Source organism: Andreesenia angusta (assembly GCF_001855385.1).
In the GTDB taxonomy this organism is placed as follows: domain Bacteria; phylum Bacillota; class Clostridia; order Tissierellales; family Gottschalkiaceae; genus Andreesenia; species Andreesenia angusta.
This window is the reverse complement of the sequence record NZ_MKIE01000001.1, coordinates 376,218-391,466: the sequence shown is the minus strand read 5'-3', so window position 1 is coordinate 391,466 and position 15,249 is coordinate 376,218. Positions and strand designations below refer to the sequence as shown.

Genomic DNA, 15,249 nt, shown 5'->3' with positions numbered 1-15,249 from the left:
CTAGCTCATATAAACTTGTCTGTCTAGACTGTAAAGGGGTATAATAGATATGGAATGCCAGTTTAAAGGAGGTGTTGGTAAAGTGAGAAGCCTGCCGCCGATAGGTATGAGGATTATAAAGTCAGCCATAGCAGTCGCAATATCGGCAGTCTTTATGGAATACGTAGTTAGGGACACGCCATTTTTCGCCTGCATAGGAGCGGTTGTATCTATGGAGAGGACTATGGAGAAGTCCTTTGAAGCTGCGTTGATGAGGAACTTAGGCACATTTATAGGAGGGGTATTTGGGATGCTGGTTTCCTTTCTTACAGAAAATGTAGCCATTCAAGCCTTGGGAGTTATCCCTGTTATATACATAATAAATCTGCTGAAGAAGCATCCATCGATAATTCCGGGCTGTATAGTTTTTTTTGCAGTTGTCTATTTGAACGATGCAAACACGGGCTGGATATATGGATTGAGAAGAATAACGGAGACTTTTATGGGCTCTATTATAGGGCTTGGAGTCAACAATCTAATCAAAAGCCCAAGAGAAGATATGGAGATATAGAGGAGGAAAAAGATGAAAACAGGAATATTCTACACATCAGAGCATGGAACTGCTGAAAAAGCGGCAACAGAGCTCAAAAAGAAGATAGGCGGAGAAGTGGACTTGATAGACTTAAAGAGGGAGCGGGGGTATGTAGAGAACTATGACAATATAATACTGGGCTCGGGAATCTATGCAGGGAAAGTTTCAAAAGAGCTTAAGTCCTTCATTGAGAAAAACCTAGAGGAGATAATGAAGAGAAACCATGGAGTCTATATCTGCTCAAGAGAAGAAGGAGACAACTCTAAAAAATATTTTACAGCCAACTTTAGATTCGACCTTTTACAGACCAGTTTCTGCACAGCACATCTAGGTCATGGGATAGATCTACAGAAGCTTGGGTTTATAAAAAAGCTCTTGTTCAAAAAAGTTTTTCAGATAAAAGAAGACTATACAACTCTTAACGAGAAAGAAATAGATATATTTGCAAAAAAATTGAAGGCGAAAATAAACGGAGAGGATGTGGAGAGTTGAGCTTTAGAATAAAGATTAAAAGAGGTATTGCGGTAGCTCTTTCAGCGGCAATTATGCTTGGAAGTGCAGGAAATATAGCTGTTTTACAGGAGGTGGCGTTTGCTTCCGGAGAGTCACTTTCGATTGGGAGAGTGGTGGACGAGAGCACTAAGACAATAGGCCCCGATATGCATCAGACTATATACGAGGTGGAAGGAAGCTCTGGAGTCCAGAAAGTGTACAAGCTGGAGATGGACCCTTACAACGAGTACTTCAAGGTGGCGACTAGCCTTTCAAACGGGAAGCTCGCAGGCCATCAGACTACTACAGGAATGGCAAACACGTTCTACACTGGCGGAAACCCAGTTGTAGGAGCTATAAATGGAGACTTTTACGATATCCCGTCAGGCATACCTATAGGCATGATGATAATGGACGGCGAGATAGTGGCCACTTCATCTAACTGGCATGCTATAGGCTTCAACAAAAGCGACTATACAGTCATAGGCACGCCTGAGTTTGACATAAGCTTTTCGGCAGACAGCATGGCGACAGAGAAGGTAAAGATAAACCATGTGAACAAAAATAGAAGCGTCTCAGACTTGATACTCTACACTCCTAAATACGCTGAGAACACGAGGACAAATGAATACGGAACAGAAGTGGTGCTTAAAGTCTTATCTGGCAGACCAGAAGCTGGAAAGACTATGACGGCCGAGGTAGTGGAGATAATAGACGAGAAAGGAAGTGCCGCGCTTAGAGATGGATTTGTGGTGCTGTCTGGGCATGGAGAAAAGAGAGACAAGCTCAGAAAACTGAAGGTAGGCGAAACAGTCAGCATGGACTTCAAGGTAGATGGACAGTGGGCCAACACGGTTGAAGCCATTGGAGGAAGGGATATACTTCTGAAAAATGGAGTAGTCCAAGAAGGGCTGGACAATACGAAAAATCCTAGAACGGCAATAGGTGTAAAGTCAGACGGCAAGATAGTTGCACTGGCTGTAGATGGAAGGCAAGCAGGATTCAGCGAGGGCATATCGCTTAGAGATCTGGCAGTCATGATGAAGGAGATGGGAGTTGTAAACGCCCTGAACCTTGACGGAGGAGGATCTACAACTTTTGCCACCAGACAGCCTGGTGAAGAAGGTGTATCGCTTGTAAACAGGCCTTCCGACGGAAAAGAGAGAGCGAACGCAAATGGGCTTTTATTTATAAGCACAGCTCCTAGCGGCGCGCTTGAGAAACTTGTCATATCGCCTTCCAAGCTCAGAGTATTCGCGGGAAGTGAATACAGCTTGAGCGTGAAAGGTGCGGATAAGTACTACAATCCAGCCCAGATAAGCGACACTGTGTTCTGGGCTACAGAAGGCGGAGTAGGAGAGATAAGCAGTACGGGTAGATTTAAGGCTTCAAGCTCAGGTGCAAGCGGAAAGATAAAAGCGCTAAGTGGCGGAGCGGCCGGAGAGATACCTGTAGAGGTAGTTTCAAAGGTAGACGAGATAAAGCTGTCTCACAGCTCTGTATCTGTAGACCCTGGAAAGAAAATAGACTTGAATGCAGAGGCCTATGTTGACGGCAAAAAAGTGGTTGTAAGCGACAGCTCCTTTACCTGGACTGTCGAAGGCGATATAGGCACAGTGGATGGAAACGGAGTTTTTACGGCCAAAGACAAATCGGGATTAAATGGGAAGGTAGTCGCGACGATTGGAGGCGTCAAAACAGAAGTTAAGGTGAGCGTTGGAAAGCTGCCGGTTTCGCTGGAGGGGTTTGAAAGCGGAGTCGACAAGTGGATAAAAGCCGGCGCAGAGTACAACAGCATAGACTTATCACTTGCGTCTAAAGCTTCAGGAGCGCCGGTGAGAAGTGGAAACAGCTCGATGAAAATATCCTACGACTTCACGGGCAAGCCGGGGACTTCAGGCGTTTACGCCAAGGCCAAAAGCTATATAGATATACCTGAATACCCAACTAAAGTCGGCATGTGGGTATATGGGGACGGAAAAGGACATTGGCTTCGATCTCAATTTAGAGACGGCAACAACGAACCATTTACAGTGGACTTTACAACTTCAAGTCCAGGAGTCGACTGGACAGGCTGGAAGTACGTGGAGGCAAAGATTCCTGAAGGCAAGGTGGCTCCTATAAAACTAGACTTAATCGTGAGGTATATGGAGACGAGCACCAGCAAAAAGGGAGCAGGCGCAATCTATATAGACGATATAACTGCAATCTACGGAAACATTGTAGTCGACCCAGGAGAAGAACCAGAAAAACCTGTGGAAGACAAATCTGTCTTCAAGGATTTGAAGGGTAACTGGAGTGAAGAGTACGTCATGAAGCTCTATGAGATGGGAGTTGTAAGCGGCTCGATAGACGGAAGCGGAGCTCGCAGATATTATCCTGAAAGCAATATAACTAGACAGGAGTTCGCAAAGCTGATAGTGGCTTCGCAGAACATAGACATAGTTTCAAACAGCAGCTTTAAGTTTGCAGACGACAGCTATATAGACGAATGGGCTAAGCCATATGTATATGCGGCCTACGAGGCAGGCATAATAGAAGGATATGTAGACGAAGATGGAAACAAGAGATTTAATCCAAAGGCCAACATAAGCAGGGCCGAGATAGTAACCATAATAGGACGAAGCTTAAAGCAGGATTCTAGCTACCCGGTGGACTTTGCTGACAAAGACAGCATACCGGAGTGGGCAGCTCCATATGTGGCGCTTTCTGTGGAGAAGGGAATAGTAAACGGGTATGACGACAAGACTTTCAGACCGGGGAACAGCGCTCAAAGGTCGGAAGTTGCAAAGATGATTTACTTTTCAATTAAATAGCTAAGAGCATGTAAAAAATCCAGCTTGCATTGAGCTGGATTTTTTATATTGTAAAGTATGCCGAACCTAGAATTACAAAAAACAGTATCACTATTGAAAGTGAGATATTGTTAAAAGAAAGGTCTATTCTTGGGGATTCCTCAAAAAATGGTCTCTTGTGCACAAATAAAGAGTATACTATCAAGCTAATCACTATTAGAACTATCCATAGGGCGACTTTCTCTAGATAAGAGTAGATATCCACTTCTACATGTATGTCTAGAAAATAGCTAGAGATAAACGACGCCCCAAGTCCTGTTAAGAGGCAAGCCATCCCAAGCAGCCCCAGCGCAAGCTCTCTGTAAGGGTTTTCGCTTTCAGTGGTATTGCAGATTGGCTTTGGTATCAGCATAGTTCCAAATTTCACAAAGTAGAGCATTGTCCCGAAGTTTATGAACACCATAAAAGACTCTATCCAAGCGCCTTTTATGCCGGACTGTATAAAGTACTTAGAGAGACTTCCGTTTAGAAGCGGGGCACCGGTCACTCCAAGTATCCCAAATATCATGGCGAAGCTGGTGATAGGAAGCTTTCTGAAGACACCGCGTATCTTGTTTATATTCCGTGTCTTGTACTGATAGGCTATCATCCCAGAGGCCATAAAGAGCAGCGACTTGAACATGGCATGGTTCATTATGTGAAGAAGACCTCCAGCCTTGGTGTAGCTGTCGCTTATAGATACGGCCACAAGTATAAGCCCCATTTGGGATATGGTGGAGTAAGCCAGTATCAGCTTCATGTCGACCTGCATAAGTGCGAATACAATTCCCAGCACAGAAGTCAGCAGTCCGACTAGAATAAAGAACTCGTCCATATCCACGGCCGGAAGAAACATGTCCCTCAGCTTTATGTAGATATATAGTCCGCTTTTTATATAAACTCCAGAGAGCATAGCGGACACTACAGGCGGAGCTCCAGGAGTTCCATGTGCTTTTGGAAGCCAGCTGAACACAGGCATAAAAGCGCATTTGACAGAAATCCCTGTCATTATAAGCGAGTATGGAATCAAAACTGCTCGCGGAGAAACACCGTACATAAGCTTCTTTATCTCGAATATGTCTAAAACTCCGAAAGTCTTGTAGAGCATTGCGACTCCCAGGAGGAAGAACAGGGCTCCCACTGTATTGGTCATCAGAAAAATCATTCCGTCATACATGGAGCGCCGCTCTCGCTTTAGAGTTATGAGAAGCGCGGCGAGTATGGTCGAAATTTCGATTGCCAAAAAAACATTAAAAAGGTCCAAAGAAAGGAAAGTCAGTATTATCATGCTTTCGACTGAGAAAAAGAGAAAGAGGAACATCTCGTTTTCAAGCAAGCTGTCGTAGAGGTATATGCTGAATATCAAGAACAGCGCTGTTATAAGTATGACAAATACTGACGAGACAAGGTCGCTTTGAAGGGCTATCCCAAGCACACTGTCATCCCCTAGACTAGCTGTAATAGGAGATCCAGACATCTTTATGGAAAAGAAGTTCCCGAAAGCTACCCAGAGCATAATTGACTGCACCAAGATAGTGGCATTCTGTAGCTTTCTAAGAGGGTGGACATACATAAAAAGGCCTAGGAAGATAGGGGCCATTATCAGAAAATAGAGTCTCATATTATCCGTCCCTAGCGATATACGCTTCTAAGCGCACGTATTTCGTCGGCGTATCCAGGTATCTCATTTGGGGTTTCAAGGAAAAACGGCAGATCGCGAAGAGCAGAGTGGTTCACAATTCTCTCTATTGCTTCAAAGCCTATATGGCCTTCTCCTATCTTTTCGTGGCGGTCTTTATGGCTCTTGAACGGGTTCTTGCTGTCATTTAGGTGAATGGCTTTAAGTTTTTCAAGCCCTATGATGCTGTCGAACTCAGCTAGAACTCCATCTAGGTCGTTCACTATGTCGTAGCCGGCATCGTAGACATGGCAGGTGTCTAAGCAGACTCCCATCTTGTCTGAGAGCTTTACACCGTCTATAATCCTCTTGAGCTCTTCAAAAGTCTTTCCGACTTCTGTACCCTTTCCCGACATGGTCTCCAGCAGTACGGTCGTCCTGTGCTCGGGCTTAAGCACGCTGTTCAGCGTCTCAACTATAAGCTCTATGCCCAGATCTACACCTTGCTTCACATGGCTTCCAGGGTGAAAATTGTAGAGGTTTCCAGGAAGGTACTCCATACGGCGAAGGTCGTCTTCCATGACCTGAAGCGCAAACTCCCTTGTGCTTTCAGAGTTGGAGCAGGGGTTTAGCGTATACGGTGCGTGAGCCAGCAGAGATGCAAACTCATGCTCTGAGACTATCTCAAGCAGAGACTCTACATCGGATTCGTCTATGGCCTTTGCCTTACCTCCTCTTGGGTTTCTGGTGAAAAACTGAAACGTGTTTGCGTCTATGTTGAGCGCCTGAACTCCCATGGCTTTAAAGCCTTTGGAAGTGGACAGGTGGCATCCTATTTTCAACAAAAAATCTCCTCCTTTAGAAAAATTGAAAACAAGAAAGCCGGACATAGAGCTTTGTCTCTATGTCTGGCTTTCTAAAACATCTTGAAAAGCACGCTGTTTTCGAGATGTATATGTGTAAAGATATCTTTTTCCAAGTCATCAAGAGTCATATAAGCCCTCTTGAAAGTGGTGCAGGTTCCATCAGGTGGAGTGAAGTCTCTTGTCACCTCTTCAAGCTCCTTTAGAATATCCCCTGCAGCGTCATGCTCTGACTCGGTTTCAGAGATGAACTTTCTTATATCTGAGAGCAGAGACTCGTCGCTGCTGCTTTCATAGCTCAAGATCATTGGGAAAAGCTGTTCTTCTTCTTTTATGAGATGAGCTTCAAGTTCTGTCTTCAGAGAACCGAAGAGAGAGTGAACCACTAGAAGTTCTTCGCTATAATCCTTGAAGTGAACCTTCAAGATCTTTAAAACCATGTCGTCGAGCTCTTGCAACGTCTTTTTTGTATATACGTGGTGTGTGTTCAGTATATGCTCTATAAGGCCCGATGGAGTTTCACTTCTCCAGTCTCTTATCTCTTCTTTCTTTTCAAGAAAAGCGCTGTACTTTCTGTTTAGCTCTTCAAGCAGCTTATCTGTGTCCACGCCTTCGCCCTTCAAATCCTCGAAAGCTTCCGAAAGCTTCTGGTCACCTCCGCAGCAGTAGTCCAGCTTGTACATGTTGAATAGCTCTACAGAATCCGGAAAACTCAGCACTATCTCTCCAAGGGAAAGAGAGGTGTCTATACTCGTTCTGTTTTCTTCACTCATGATTATCCCCTCCATATCAATATAGATACATTATATTACTAAATATACCTATACTATGTGACTTGAATCAAAACTTTGAGAAATTCTTTTTTCAAGTTCCAGGAGCTTCTCTTTTAAAGCCACTCCTGCCGCATACCCTGAAGTGGCTCCAGATGAGCTCACTACACGGTGGCAAGGGACCACCAAGAGAATGGGGTTTTTAGAGCAAGCAGAGCCTACAGCTCTTTGAGAACGTGGATTCCCAACAGCTGAAGCTATTTCGCTGTAGCTTTTCGTCTCGCCGTATGGAATGGATAGGAGAGCGTCCCACACAGCTTTCTGGAAGTCGGTTCCCTCAAGCTTTATTGGTAAGCTGAATTCCCTCCTGTCGCCTCGCAGGTATTCTTGTACCTGGTTGAAGGCTTTTTTCAAGAGAGGGGTTTCGGAATAGACTGCGTCTGGGGGAATGTCGTTTCCGAAAAAGATAGATGTTACAGAGCTGCCGTCTTCCACAATCACCACATCACCTGCGCAAGTAGAATAGCTAAAAGCATAATTCATTCCAAGCACCTCCGATATAATTGATAAGTACATTATATCAAAAATGATTGTCAACTTAAATAATAAAATAGGTTGACAATGACTGGTTTTTAAAATAGACTTATTTTATTCTAACTACATAGCTGTTTTGGAGGAAAAGATGGATTCGATAGGGCAGAAGATTGAAAATATAAAGCGAAGCGGAGGATATCGGGAGCTAAGGTATATAAATTCGGCGCAAGGCTCCAGTGCAGTAATAGACGGGAGAAGAGTGCTACTGCTTTCGTCTAACAACTACCTGGGGCTGTGCAATGACGAGCGGCTGAAAGAAGCTGCAATAGAGGCCGTAAAAACGTACGGTGTAGGGAGTGGAGGGTCCAGGCTGACCACGGGAAGCATGGCACTCCACAGGGAGCTTGAGGAGAGGATAGCAAGCTTCAAAAAAAGAGAGTGTGGCATGGTCTACAACACCGGATATATGGCGAATCTAGGGACTATATCTGGCCTTACAGACGAGAGCTGGACAGTGTTCTCGGATCGCCTGAACCACGCAAGCATAGTGGACGGGTGCAGGCTGAGCAAAGCTAAATTCGTGGTCTACAAACACTGCGACATAAAGGACCTGGAGAAAAAACTGAAACGGTACAAGGGCAAAAACAACCTTGTGGTCACAGACGGAGTTTTCAGCATGGATGGGAACATAGCCCCTCTTAAAGACATACTGCGCATAGCCAAGCGTCACGGGGCTATGACTATGGTTGACGACGCCCACGCCACAGGTGTCATAGGAAAGCATGGAAGAGGCACAGAGGAGTATTTGGGGCTGGAAGGAGAAGTGGACATTCAGATGGGGACGCTCAGCAAGGCGCTGGGGGGAGAAGGGGGATTTATAGCTTCCAGAAAAGAGATAGTGGAATACCTGAGGCATAGGGCCAAGAGCTTCGTCTACTCTACAGCGCTGTCCCCTGCCACATTGGCTACAGCGCTAGCATCCATATCTATAGTGGAAAGCGAAAGCTTTTCAAGAGAGAAGCTAAGGATAGACAGCGCATGGTTCAGGGCTGAACTTCAGGCTATGGGCTTTTCAGTTCCAGATGGAGTTACACCTATAATACCCATACTGGTGGGAGATTCAGACCTGGGGATGGAGTTCAGCCGGAGGCTTATGGAGAGCAGAATCTACATACCGTGCATTAGACCGCCTACGGTTCCTAAAAACACAAGCAGACTGAGGGTGACAATAATGGCGACCCACAAGAGAGAAGAACTGGAGTGGGCGCTGGAGGTTTTGAAAGATTTAGGAGCAGAGCTTGGAATAACAAGAGGAGTTGGTGCAGATGGATAAGCCGTATCTGATAATGCTTCCGGGGTGGAGCATGGACAAGAATATCTGGGGGAGTTTCTCGGATTCGCTTTCAGGTCGATTTCAAATAGAGCATCTGGACTGGGAGGGCATTTGCTCTACAGAATCCTTCAAAGACAGGGTGAGTGAACATATCTCAAAAGCAGGAGCTAGAAGTGTAAGTCTACTGGGGTGGTCGCTAGGTGCGATTGTGGCCCTTGAACTTGCGGCAGAGCTATATAAGCCCTTGGACCGGCTGATACTGATATCACCCACCTCTAGGTTTACCCAAGACAAAGAGAGTGGGTACAGGGCGGGATGGGGAGCCAAGGTTCTGGACAGGATGATAAGGAATCTGGACTTGAGAGGCGAGGAGACAGTGAGCTCGTTCAGATCCAGTCTTTTCTCTGAAAGCGAAATAGAGAGAAACTTGGACAAGTCAGGGCTAGATAACTTGAAGGCTCAAGATATAGAGCAGCTTAAACTGGGGCTCGAATACCTCAAAAAAACAGACTTGAGGGAGATCGTTCAGGGTTTAAGCGTCCCTACGCTGATGGTGCACGGTGAAGCGGATATGATAGTGCCAGTAGAGGCGTCAAAGTACATGGCGGAGAGAAATATGAACAGCTTTGAGTTAAAGACTATAGAGAGATGTGGGCATGTCCCTTTCTTGACTGAAGAGGAGCTTTGCTTTAAGTATATAGAGGAGTTTATGGATAGGGGAGATGACGCATGATAGACAAAAATTCTCTGCGCAGGCGGTTCAGCGCAAGCGCATCCAGCTATGACAGCTACGCTCTTGTGCAGAAGAAGATGTCTCAGAAGCTGATCGGGGAAGTGAAAGCTGCTGCAAAAAAACAGAGCAACTTGGATGTACTGGAGATAGGCTGCGGCACAGGGTATCTGACAGGACTCCTCTTGCGAGAGCTTGAAAATCCTAAGTTACACGCTCTAGACATAGCCCCGGGGATGATAGAAGAGTCAAGCAAGAAGTTTGGCAAGATAGTCGAGTTTCGCTGTGAAGATGTAGAGAGTGCCAACTTTGAATGCGAATACGACTTGATCGTTTCAAACGCCACATTTCAGTGGTTAAATGAAATAGAGTCCACGTTCTCCAAGCTGACTGGATGCTTGAAGACAGGAGGGCTCATGACGTTTTCGACTTTTGGGGAAAAGAACTTCTGGGAGCTAAACGAAGCTTTCAAGAAGGCAAGACTAGAAAAAAACTCGTTCGACGGAGCGAGACTGGGACAGAGCTTTTACAGTTTGCCAGAACTTAAACTGATGCTTGAGCGCAGCGCCAAGTCAATCGGGCTTAAATGCAAAATAAAATTAGAAGAGAAGATGGAGTACGAGTACTTTGATTCGTCGAAAGAATTTCTCCACTCCATAAAGAAGATAGGCGCCAACAGCAAAAGCGACATGCTTACAAACAGCCCTGGAATTATAAAGCGCACAATGGAGATATACGATCAAAGCTACAGGGAAAAAGAAAAGATAAGAGCCAGTTACCACTGCATTTACGTAACTGTGGAGAGGTGAGGAATTGAAGAAGTCTATATTTATAACGGGAACAGATACAGACATAGGAAAGACTGTAGTCTCTAGAGCTATCTCAGAGAAGCTAGTAGAATCAGGAAAGCACGCCGTATACTACAAGCCTGTGCAGAGTGGAGGATACGGAGACACAGACGAATTGTCAGGCTGCGGGATCAGAGTGGCCAACAGCTACACCATGAAGGAGCCCTGCTCTCCGCATCTGTCTTCTGAGCTGGAAAGAGTCGAGATATCGAGAGCAAAGATACTTGACGACTACAACCATATGGCGGAAAATGCCGACTACATAATTGTAGAGGGCGCTGGAGGCATTGTGGTTCCGATCGTAAGGGGAGAGTACTACATGTGGCAGATGATGCTTGAGCTGGGAGTCCCGGTGCTACTCGTGACCGAGCTGAGGGTAGGTGGAATAAACCACACGCTGCTGTCTTATGAATTCCTGAAGTCAAAGGGAATAGAGGTAAGGTCAATATTTGCGAATAGATATGCAGGCAGCGAGTTTGAGCAAGACAACAAGAGAGTCGTAGAGGCGTACACTGGACTAGAGGTCATAACTGAATTCAAGGGGGTGGAAGACGTTGAAAAACTGTTTTTACAGCGATGAAATGAAATCGCTTCAGCAGAGGGACTTGAAACATATATGGCATCCTTGCTCGCAGATGAAGGACTACGAGGACTTCCCTCCGATAGTGCTGGCGAGAGGGGAGGGGGCCTATCTCTACGACGTGGACGGGAAAAGCTATCTAGACGCTGTGTCCTCATGGTGGGTGAATCTGTTTGGACATTCGAACAAGAGGATAAACGAGGCGCTGAAAGCTCAGGTGGACAAGCTGGAGCATGCGATATTCGCCAATTTTTCGCACAGCCCCGCAATAGAGCTGTCTGAGATGGTGGTTGAGCTATTGCCGGACGGGCTTTCCAAGGTCTTCTTCAGCGACAACGGCTCTTCTGCTGTGGAGATCGCGCTCAAGATGAGCTTTCAATACCATATGCAGACTGGCCAGAGCGGAAAGACAAAGTTTCTGTCTCTGGAGGGGGCCTACCATGGCGAGACTATAGGGGCGCTGTCTGTAAGCGGAGTGGGTCTCTACAGCGACATATACAGCCCCATGCTTTTAGACGTGAAAAGAGTGGAAGGGCCGGACTGCTACAGGTGCAGATACGGGCTTAGAAGAGAGAGCTGTGAGGCCGAGTGCTTTGAGCTTATGGAAGAGAGGGTTTCAAGAGAGCATAAGGATATAAGCGGGATAATAGTGGAACCCATGGTGCAGTGTGCAAGGGGAATAAATATATACTCCCCTAAATACCTTGAAAAGCTGCGGAAGCTGTGCACTTGCTACGGAATAAACCTTATAGCAGATGAGATAGCGGTGGGCTTTGGAAGGACAGGGAAGATGTTTGGAATAGACCATGCCAAAATAGTGCCTGATATAGTCTGCCTGTCGAAAGGGCTTACGGCAGGGTACCTTCCCATGGCCTTGACAGTCACCACAGACGAGATATACAGAGCTTTCTACGATGACTACGACAAGATGAAGTCGTTTCTACACTCCCACAGCTACACGGGAAATCCGCTTTCGTGTGCAGTTGGGGTGGAGTCGCTTAATATATTCAAGGACGAATTCATACTAGATAAAAACCGGGAAAAGTCCAAGGCTATGTACGATATGGTGACCCAGAAGATAAAAAACATAGAGCAGGTAGGCGAATACCGCCAGCTAGGGATGATAGGGGCCATAGAGCTTGTATCAGACAGGGCGAACAAGCTAGGGTTCGACCCCAATCTGAGAGTGGGGTACGAGATATACAAGAGAGCAGTCACGAAAGGCGTGCTGCTTAGGCCGCTGGGAAATATAATATACTTTATGCCCCCGTATGTTGTGGATCAAGATGACATGGACTTTATGACAGACGTGGCAGCAAATTCGATAAAAGAGCACTTCGGAGCATAAAAAAGACGGACCCCATCAGGGTCCGTCTTTTGAATTCTAAACCTCGAATATCCAGCCTTCAGGAGCTTCGATATCTCCAAACTGAATTCCGCAAAGCGTCTCGTATAGCTTCTTTGTAACAGGCCCAACTTCCTCTTCACTGTAGAACACGTGGAAGTCGTCACCGTGCTTTATTCCACCTATAGGAGTGATAACTGCCGCAGTGCCGCAAGCTCCAGCCTCCTTGAAGTCTGAAAGGCTGGTTATAGGCACGTCGCGCTCTTCAACTTCCAGCTTCAGATAGTCGCGGGCTATATCCATAAGGGATATCCTAGTGATGCTTCTGAGTATGGACGGAGAAGCAGGCGTTATAAACCTGTCGTCTTTTGTTATTCCAAAGAAATTGGCAGATCCAACTTCCTCTATTTTAGTATGCGTAGCAGGGTCTAGGTAGATGCAGTCTGCAAAACCAGCTTCCTTCGCTTTCAAAAGAGGATAAAGGCTGGCCGCGTAGTTTCCGCCTGCCTTGGCCGCCCCAGTTCCGTAAGGAGCAGCTCTGTCGTAGTCTGAAACAAGGAAGTTTACAGGAGTCATTCCGCCCTTGAAATAAGGGCCAACTGGCACGCAGAACACAGAGAAAATATACTCCGGAGCCGCTTTGACCCCTATATTGTCTCCAACACCTATAAGGAAAGGTCTGAGGTATAGAGTCCCTCCAGTTCCGTATGGCGGAACATATCCCTCGTTTGCCTTTACAACCTGTTTGCAGGCATCTATGAACTTCTCAACAGGAACCTCCGGCATCAGAAGCCTTTCAGCGCTTCTGTTCATTCTCTTGGCATTTTCGTCAGGTCTGAAGAGCTGTACTTTTCCGTCGCTTCTTCTATAGGCCTTGAGACCTTCGAAACACTGTTGTCCGTAGTGAAGTGCAGTGGAGGCCTCGCTTATGTGAAGCGTATTGTCTGTTGTAAGAGTTCCTTCGTCCCACTTTCCATCTTTCCAGACAGATATATAGCGATACTCTGTTTTGATGTAGTCAAATCCAAGTTTATCCCAGTCGATGTTTACCGTATTGCTCATAGAAATCACTCCAATATATTGAATTAAGTTTTTGTAATTAATATTATATCACAGAATGTCTTTGTCGGATTAAATTATGACTCTATCAATACGTCCATAACTCCGCCACAGACCATGCCCAGCTCTTCGGCCACTTCACCGGTCATATCTACAGATGATATGCAGTAGCCCTTGTCTCTTATTATATCCCTTGCAAGAGTTATTACACCGGCTTCGCTGCAGCCACCTCCTATGCTTCCAAGCAGTCTTCCATCGAGGTAGACTACCATCTTGGCTCCGGCCTTTCTAGGCACAGAGCCTTTAGACGAGATTATGGTCACAAGCGCTCTGTTTTTATCTGGAGCACACATGGTCTCAAGCACCTCTCTATCAAACTCGGGCCAGTTGAACTTCTTGTTTCTGGCACTGTCTCTTCCACCGTTTCGGAGCCGTCTGTACTCTATGACCTCCGCGATTATAGACACAGCTATCTCAAAAGGGGTTACAGCGCCGATATCAAGCCCAATAGGAGAAGAAACAGATGTAAGCCTTTCCTCGGAGTAGCCTTCTTCTCTCAGTGTGTCCATCATGCCCTTGACCCTTCGCTTAGAGCCGATCATGCCGAGATATGATAGCTCGTGGTTTAGAGCTTCTCTTATGCAGATTCCGTCGTGCACATGGCCCCTAGTGACTATCACCACAAAGTCCGAGCTTCTGAGCTTTAGCTCGTCGAAAGCGTTTTCAAAGCTCTTACAGATCACATTTTGGGCTTCTGGAAATCGGCCGCTGTTGGCAAACATAGGCCTGTCGTCTACAACTGTGACGTCGAACTCCGACTTAGCTGCAAGCTCTGAAAGGGGCTTTGCTATATGGCCACCTCCAAAGACTATAAGCCTTGGCTTAGGGAAATAAGGCTCTACCATTATAAATCTTCCATCTATATTTCTGGACTGAGGAACACCTGTGTTGAAGCTTTCATATATAAGCTCTGCTTCAGGGGATAGTCCCGACTCACCTGGTCCGTTTTTTAACTGGGCACGGGAGACTAGCTTCTTGCCTACGATAGAGCCTGAATTTGGACTTTCAGGGTTCATATAGCTTACCAGTGCGACTTCTTCGCCATGGCTTAGAGCTTCTAGAAGTTCAGAATACAAGTTTTCAAACATGAAAAACACCACCTATAAATCTTCTTTTAGACATTATACAATAAAATGAGGAGTAATTTCTCCCGATAGACCAATATAATTTTATTGAGAGGGTATAATATTGAGTAAGTAAGAATTAAAGGAGATGAACAGATATGAAAGTTAAGATGCTGCACGTATGCATAAGAGTTATGGATTTAGAGAAATCACTTGAGTTTTACAAAAACGCCATAGGGCTAGTGGAGACCAGGAGAAAGGATTTCCCCGAACATGGATTTACACTGGTGTACTTGAGCGACGAAGACAGAAAGTACGAGCTGGAGCTTACCTACAACTACGATCAGAAAGAGCCGTACATCATAGGAAATGGATACAGCCATGTAGCAGTGGAAGTTGAAGACCTTGAAGGCGCGAGAGAGAAGCATGAAAAGATGGGATACAGTGTTACAAACTTAAGCGGGCTTCCGGGAACTCCGCCGACATTCTACTTTGTGACAGATCCTGACGGCTACAGAGTGGAGATGATAAGGGCAGAGGAAGATTAA

Annotated in this window: 15 protein-coding genes; 9 read left to right on the top strand and 6 right to left on the bottom strand. The window is 45.9% G+C overall.

Annotated elements, in window-relative coordinates:
- The first annotated feature begins 49 nt into the window (after positions 1–49).
- From EUAN_RS01840 to EUAN_RS01830, 3 genes are read left to right on the top strand one after another with little or no spacing between them, the layout of a single operon-like run.
- Positions 50–550 carry an FUSC family protein gene (locus EUAN_RS01840; RefSeq protein ID WP_071061051.1) on the top strand — a complete coding sequence of 167 codons (501 nt, stop codon included), beginning with the start codon at positions 50–52 and terminating at the stop codon, positions 548–550.
- A 12-nt stretch (positions 551–562) separates the two neighbouring features.
- On the top strand, positions 563–1,063 hold the full coding sequence (locus EUAN_RS01835; protein ID WP_071061049.1) for a flavodoxin domain-containing protein: 501 nt from the start codon (positions 563–565) through the stop codon (positions 1,061–1,063).
- Positions 1,060–3,879 carry a phosphodiester glycosidase family protein gene (locus EUAN_RS01830; RefSeq protein ID WP_071061048.1) on the top strand — a complete coding sequence of 940 codons (2,820 nt, stop codon included), beginning with the start codon at positions 1,060–1,062 and terminating at the stop codon, positions 3,877–3,879. Before EUAN_RS01835 ends, EUAN_RS01830 begins: the two co-directional genes overlap by 4 nt.
- Before the next feature lie 43 nt (positions 3,880–3,922).
- Here the strand turns inward: EUAN_RS01830 and EUAN_RS01825 are convergent, their stop codons facing one another.
- The 4 genes from EUAN_RS01825 to EUAN_RS01810 all read right to left on the bottom strand — a co-directional run bounded on the left by EUAN_RS01825 (position 3,923) and on the right by EUAN_RS01810 (position 7,691).
- Complete coding sequence (locus EUAN_RS01825) at positions 3,923–5,518, bottom strand: complex I subunit 5 family protein (RefSeq protein WP_071061046.1); 1,596 nt, start codon at positions 5,516–5,518, stop codon at positions 3,923–3,925.
- A gap of 11 nt (positions 5,519–5,529) precedes the next feature.
- Positions 5,530–6,360, bottom strand: coding sequence for a deoxyribonuclease IV (locus EUAN_RS01820; RefSeq protein WP_071061044.1), 831 nt, complete (start codon positions 6,358–6,360; stop codon positions 5,530–5,532).
- 71 nt (positions 6,361–6,431) lie between these two features.
- Positions 6,432–7,151 carry an iron-sulfur cluster repair di-iron protein gene (ric, locus tag EUAN_RS01815; RefSeq protein WP_071061042.1) on the bottom strand — a complete coding sequence of 240 codons (720 nt, stop codon included), beginning with the start codon at positions 7,149–7,151 and terminating at the stop codon, positions 6,432–6,434.
- A gap of 48 nt (positions 7,152–7,199) precedes the next feature.
- Positions 7,200–7,691, bottom strand: a complete 492-nt coding sequence (locus EUAN_RS01810) for a methylated-DNA--[protein]-cysteine S-methyltransferase (protein WP_071061040.1) — start codon at positions 7,689–7,691, stop codon at positions 7,200–7,202.
- Positions 7,692–7,830: 139 nt separating this feature from the next.
- Between EUAN_RS01810 and bioF the strand changes: the two genes are divergently transcribed.
- The 5 genes from bioF to bioA are packed head-to-tail and all read left to right on the top strand — an operon-like array spanning position 7,831 to position 12,521.
- Positions 7,831–9,015, top strand: a complete 1,185-nt coding sequence (gene bioF, locus EUAN_RS01805) for an 8-amino-7-oxononanoate synthase (protein ID WP_071061037.1) — start codon at positions 7,831–7,833, stop codon at positions 9,013–9,015.
- The gene (locus EUAN_RS01800) at positions 9,008–9,748 is read left to right on the top strand and encodes an alpha/beta fold hydrolase (protein ID WP_071061035.1); all 741 of its coding nucleotides are present in this window, start codon (positions 9,008–9,010) and stop codon (positions 9,746–9,748) included. Before bioF ends, EUAN_RS01800 begins: the two co-directional genes overlap by 8 nt.
- On the top strand, positions 9,745–10,554 hold the full coding sequence (bioC, locus tag EUAN_RS01795; protein ID WP_071061033.1) for a malonyl-ACP O-methyltransferase BioC: 810 nt from the start codon (positions 9,745–9,747) through the stop codon (positions 10,552–10,554). Before EUAN_RS01800 ends, bioC begins: the two co-directional genes overlap by 4 nt.
- 4 nt (positions 10,555–10,558) lie before the next feature.
- Positions 10,559–11,173, top strand: a complete 615-nt coding sequence (gene bioD / locus EUAN_RS01790; protein ID WP_071061031.1) for a dethiobiotin synthase — start codon at positions 10,559–10,561, stop codon at positions 11,171–11,173.
- A complete protein-coding gene (bioA, locus tag EUAN_RS01785; RefSeq protein WP_245674417.1) occupies positions 11,148–12,521 on the top strand; it encodes an adenosylmethionine--8-amino-7-oxononanoate transaminase in 1,374 nt (457 codons plus the stop codon). Before bioD ends, bioA begins: the two co-directional genes overlap by 26 nt.
- A gap of 36 nt (positions 12,522–12,557) precedes the next feature.
- Here the strand turns inward: bioA and EUAN_RS01780 are convergent, their stop codons facing one another.
- Together EUAN_RS01780 and EUAN_RS01775 are read right to left on the bottom strand one after the other, a co-directional pair.
- Complete coding sequence (locus tag EUAN_RS01780) at positions 12,558–13,580, bottom strand: branched-chain amino acid aminotransferase (protein WP_071061029.1); 1,023 nt, start codon at positions 13,578–13,580, stop codon at positions 12,558–12,560.
- 74 nt (positions 13,581–13,654) lie between these two features.
- On the bottom strand, positions 13,655–14,725 hold the full coding sequence (locus tag EUAN_RS01775) for an XdhC family protein (RefSeq protein ID WP_071061027.1): 1,071 nt from the start codon (positions 14,723–14,725) through the stop codon (positions 13,655–13,657).
- 134 nt (positions 14,726–14,859) lie between these two features.
- Between EUAN_RS01775 and gloA the strand changes: the two genes are divergently transcribed.
- Positions 14,860–15,249 carry a lactoylglutathione lyase gene (gene gloA / locus EUAN_RS01770; protein WP_071061025.1) on the top strand — a complete coding sequence of 130 codons (390 nt, stop codon included), beginning with the start codon at positions 14,860–14,862 and terminating at the stop codon, positions 15,247–15,249.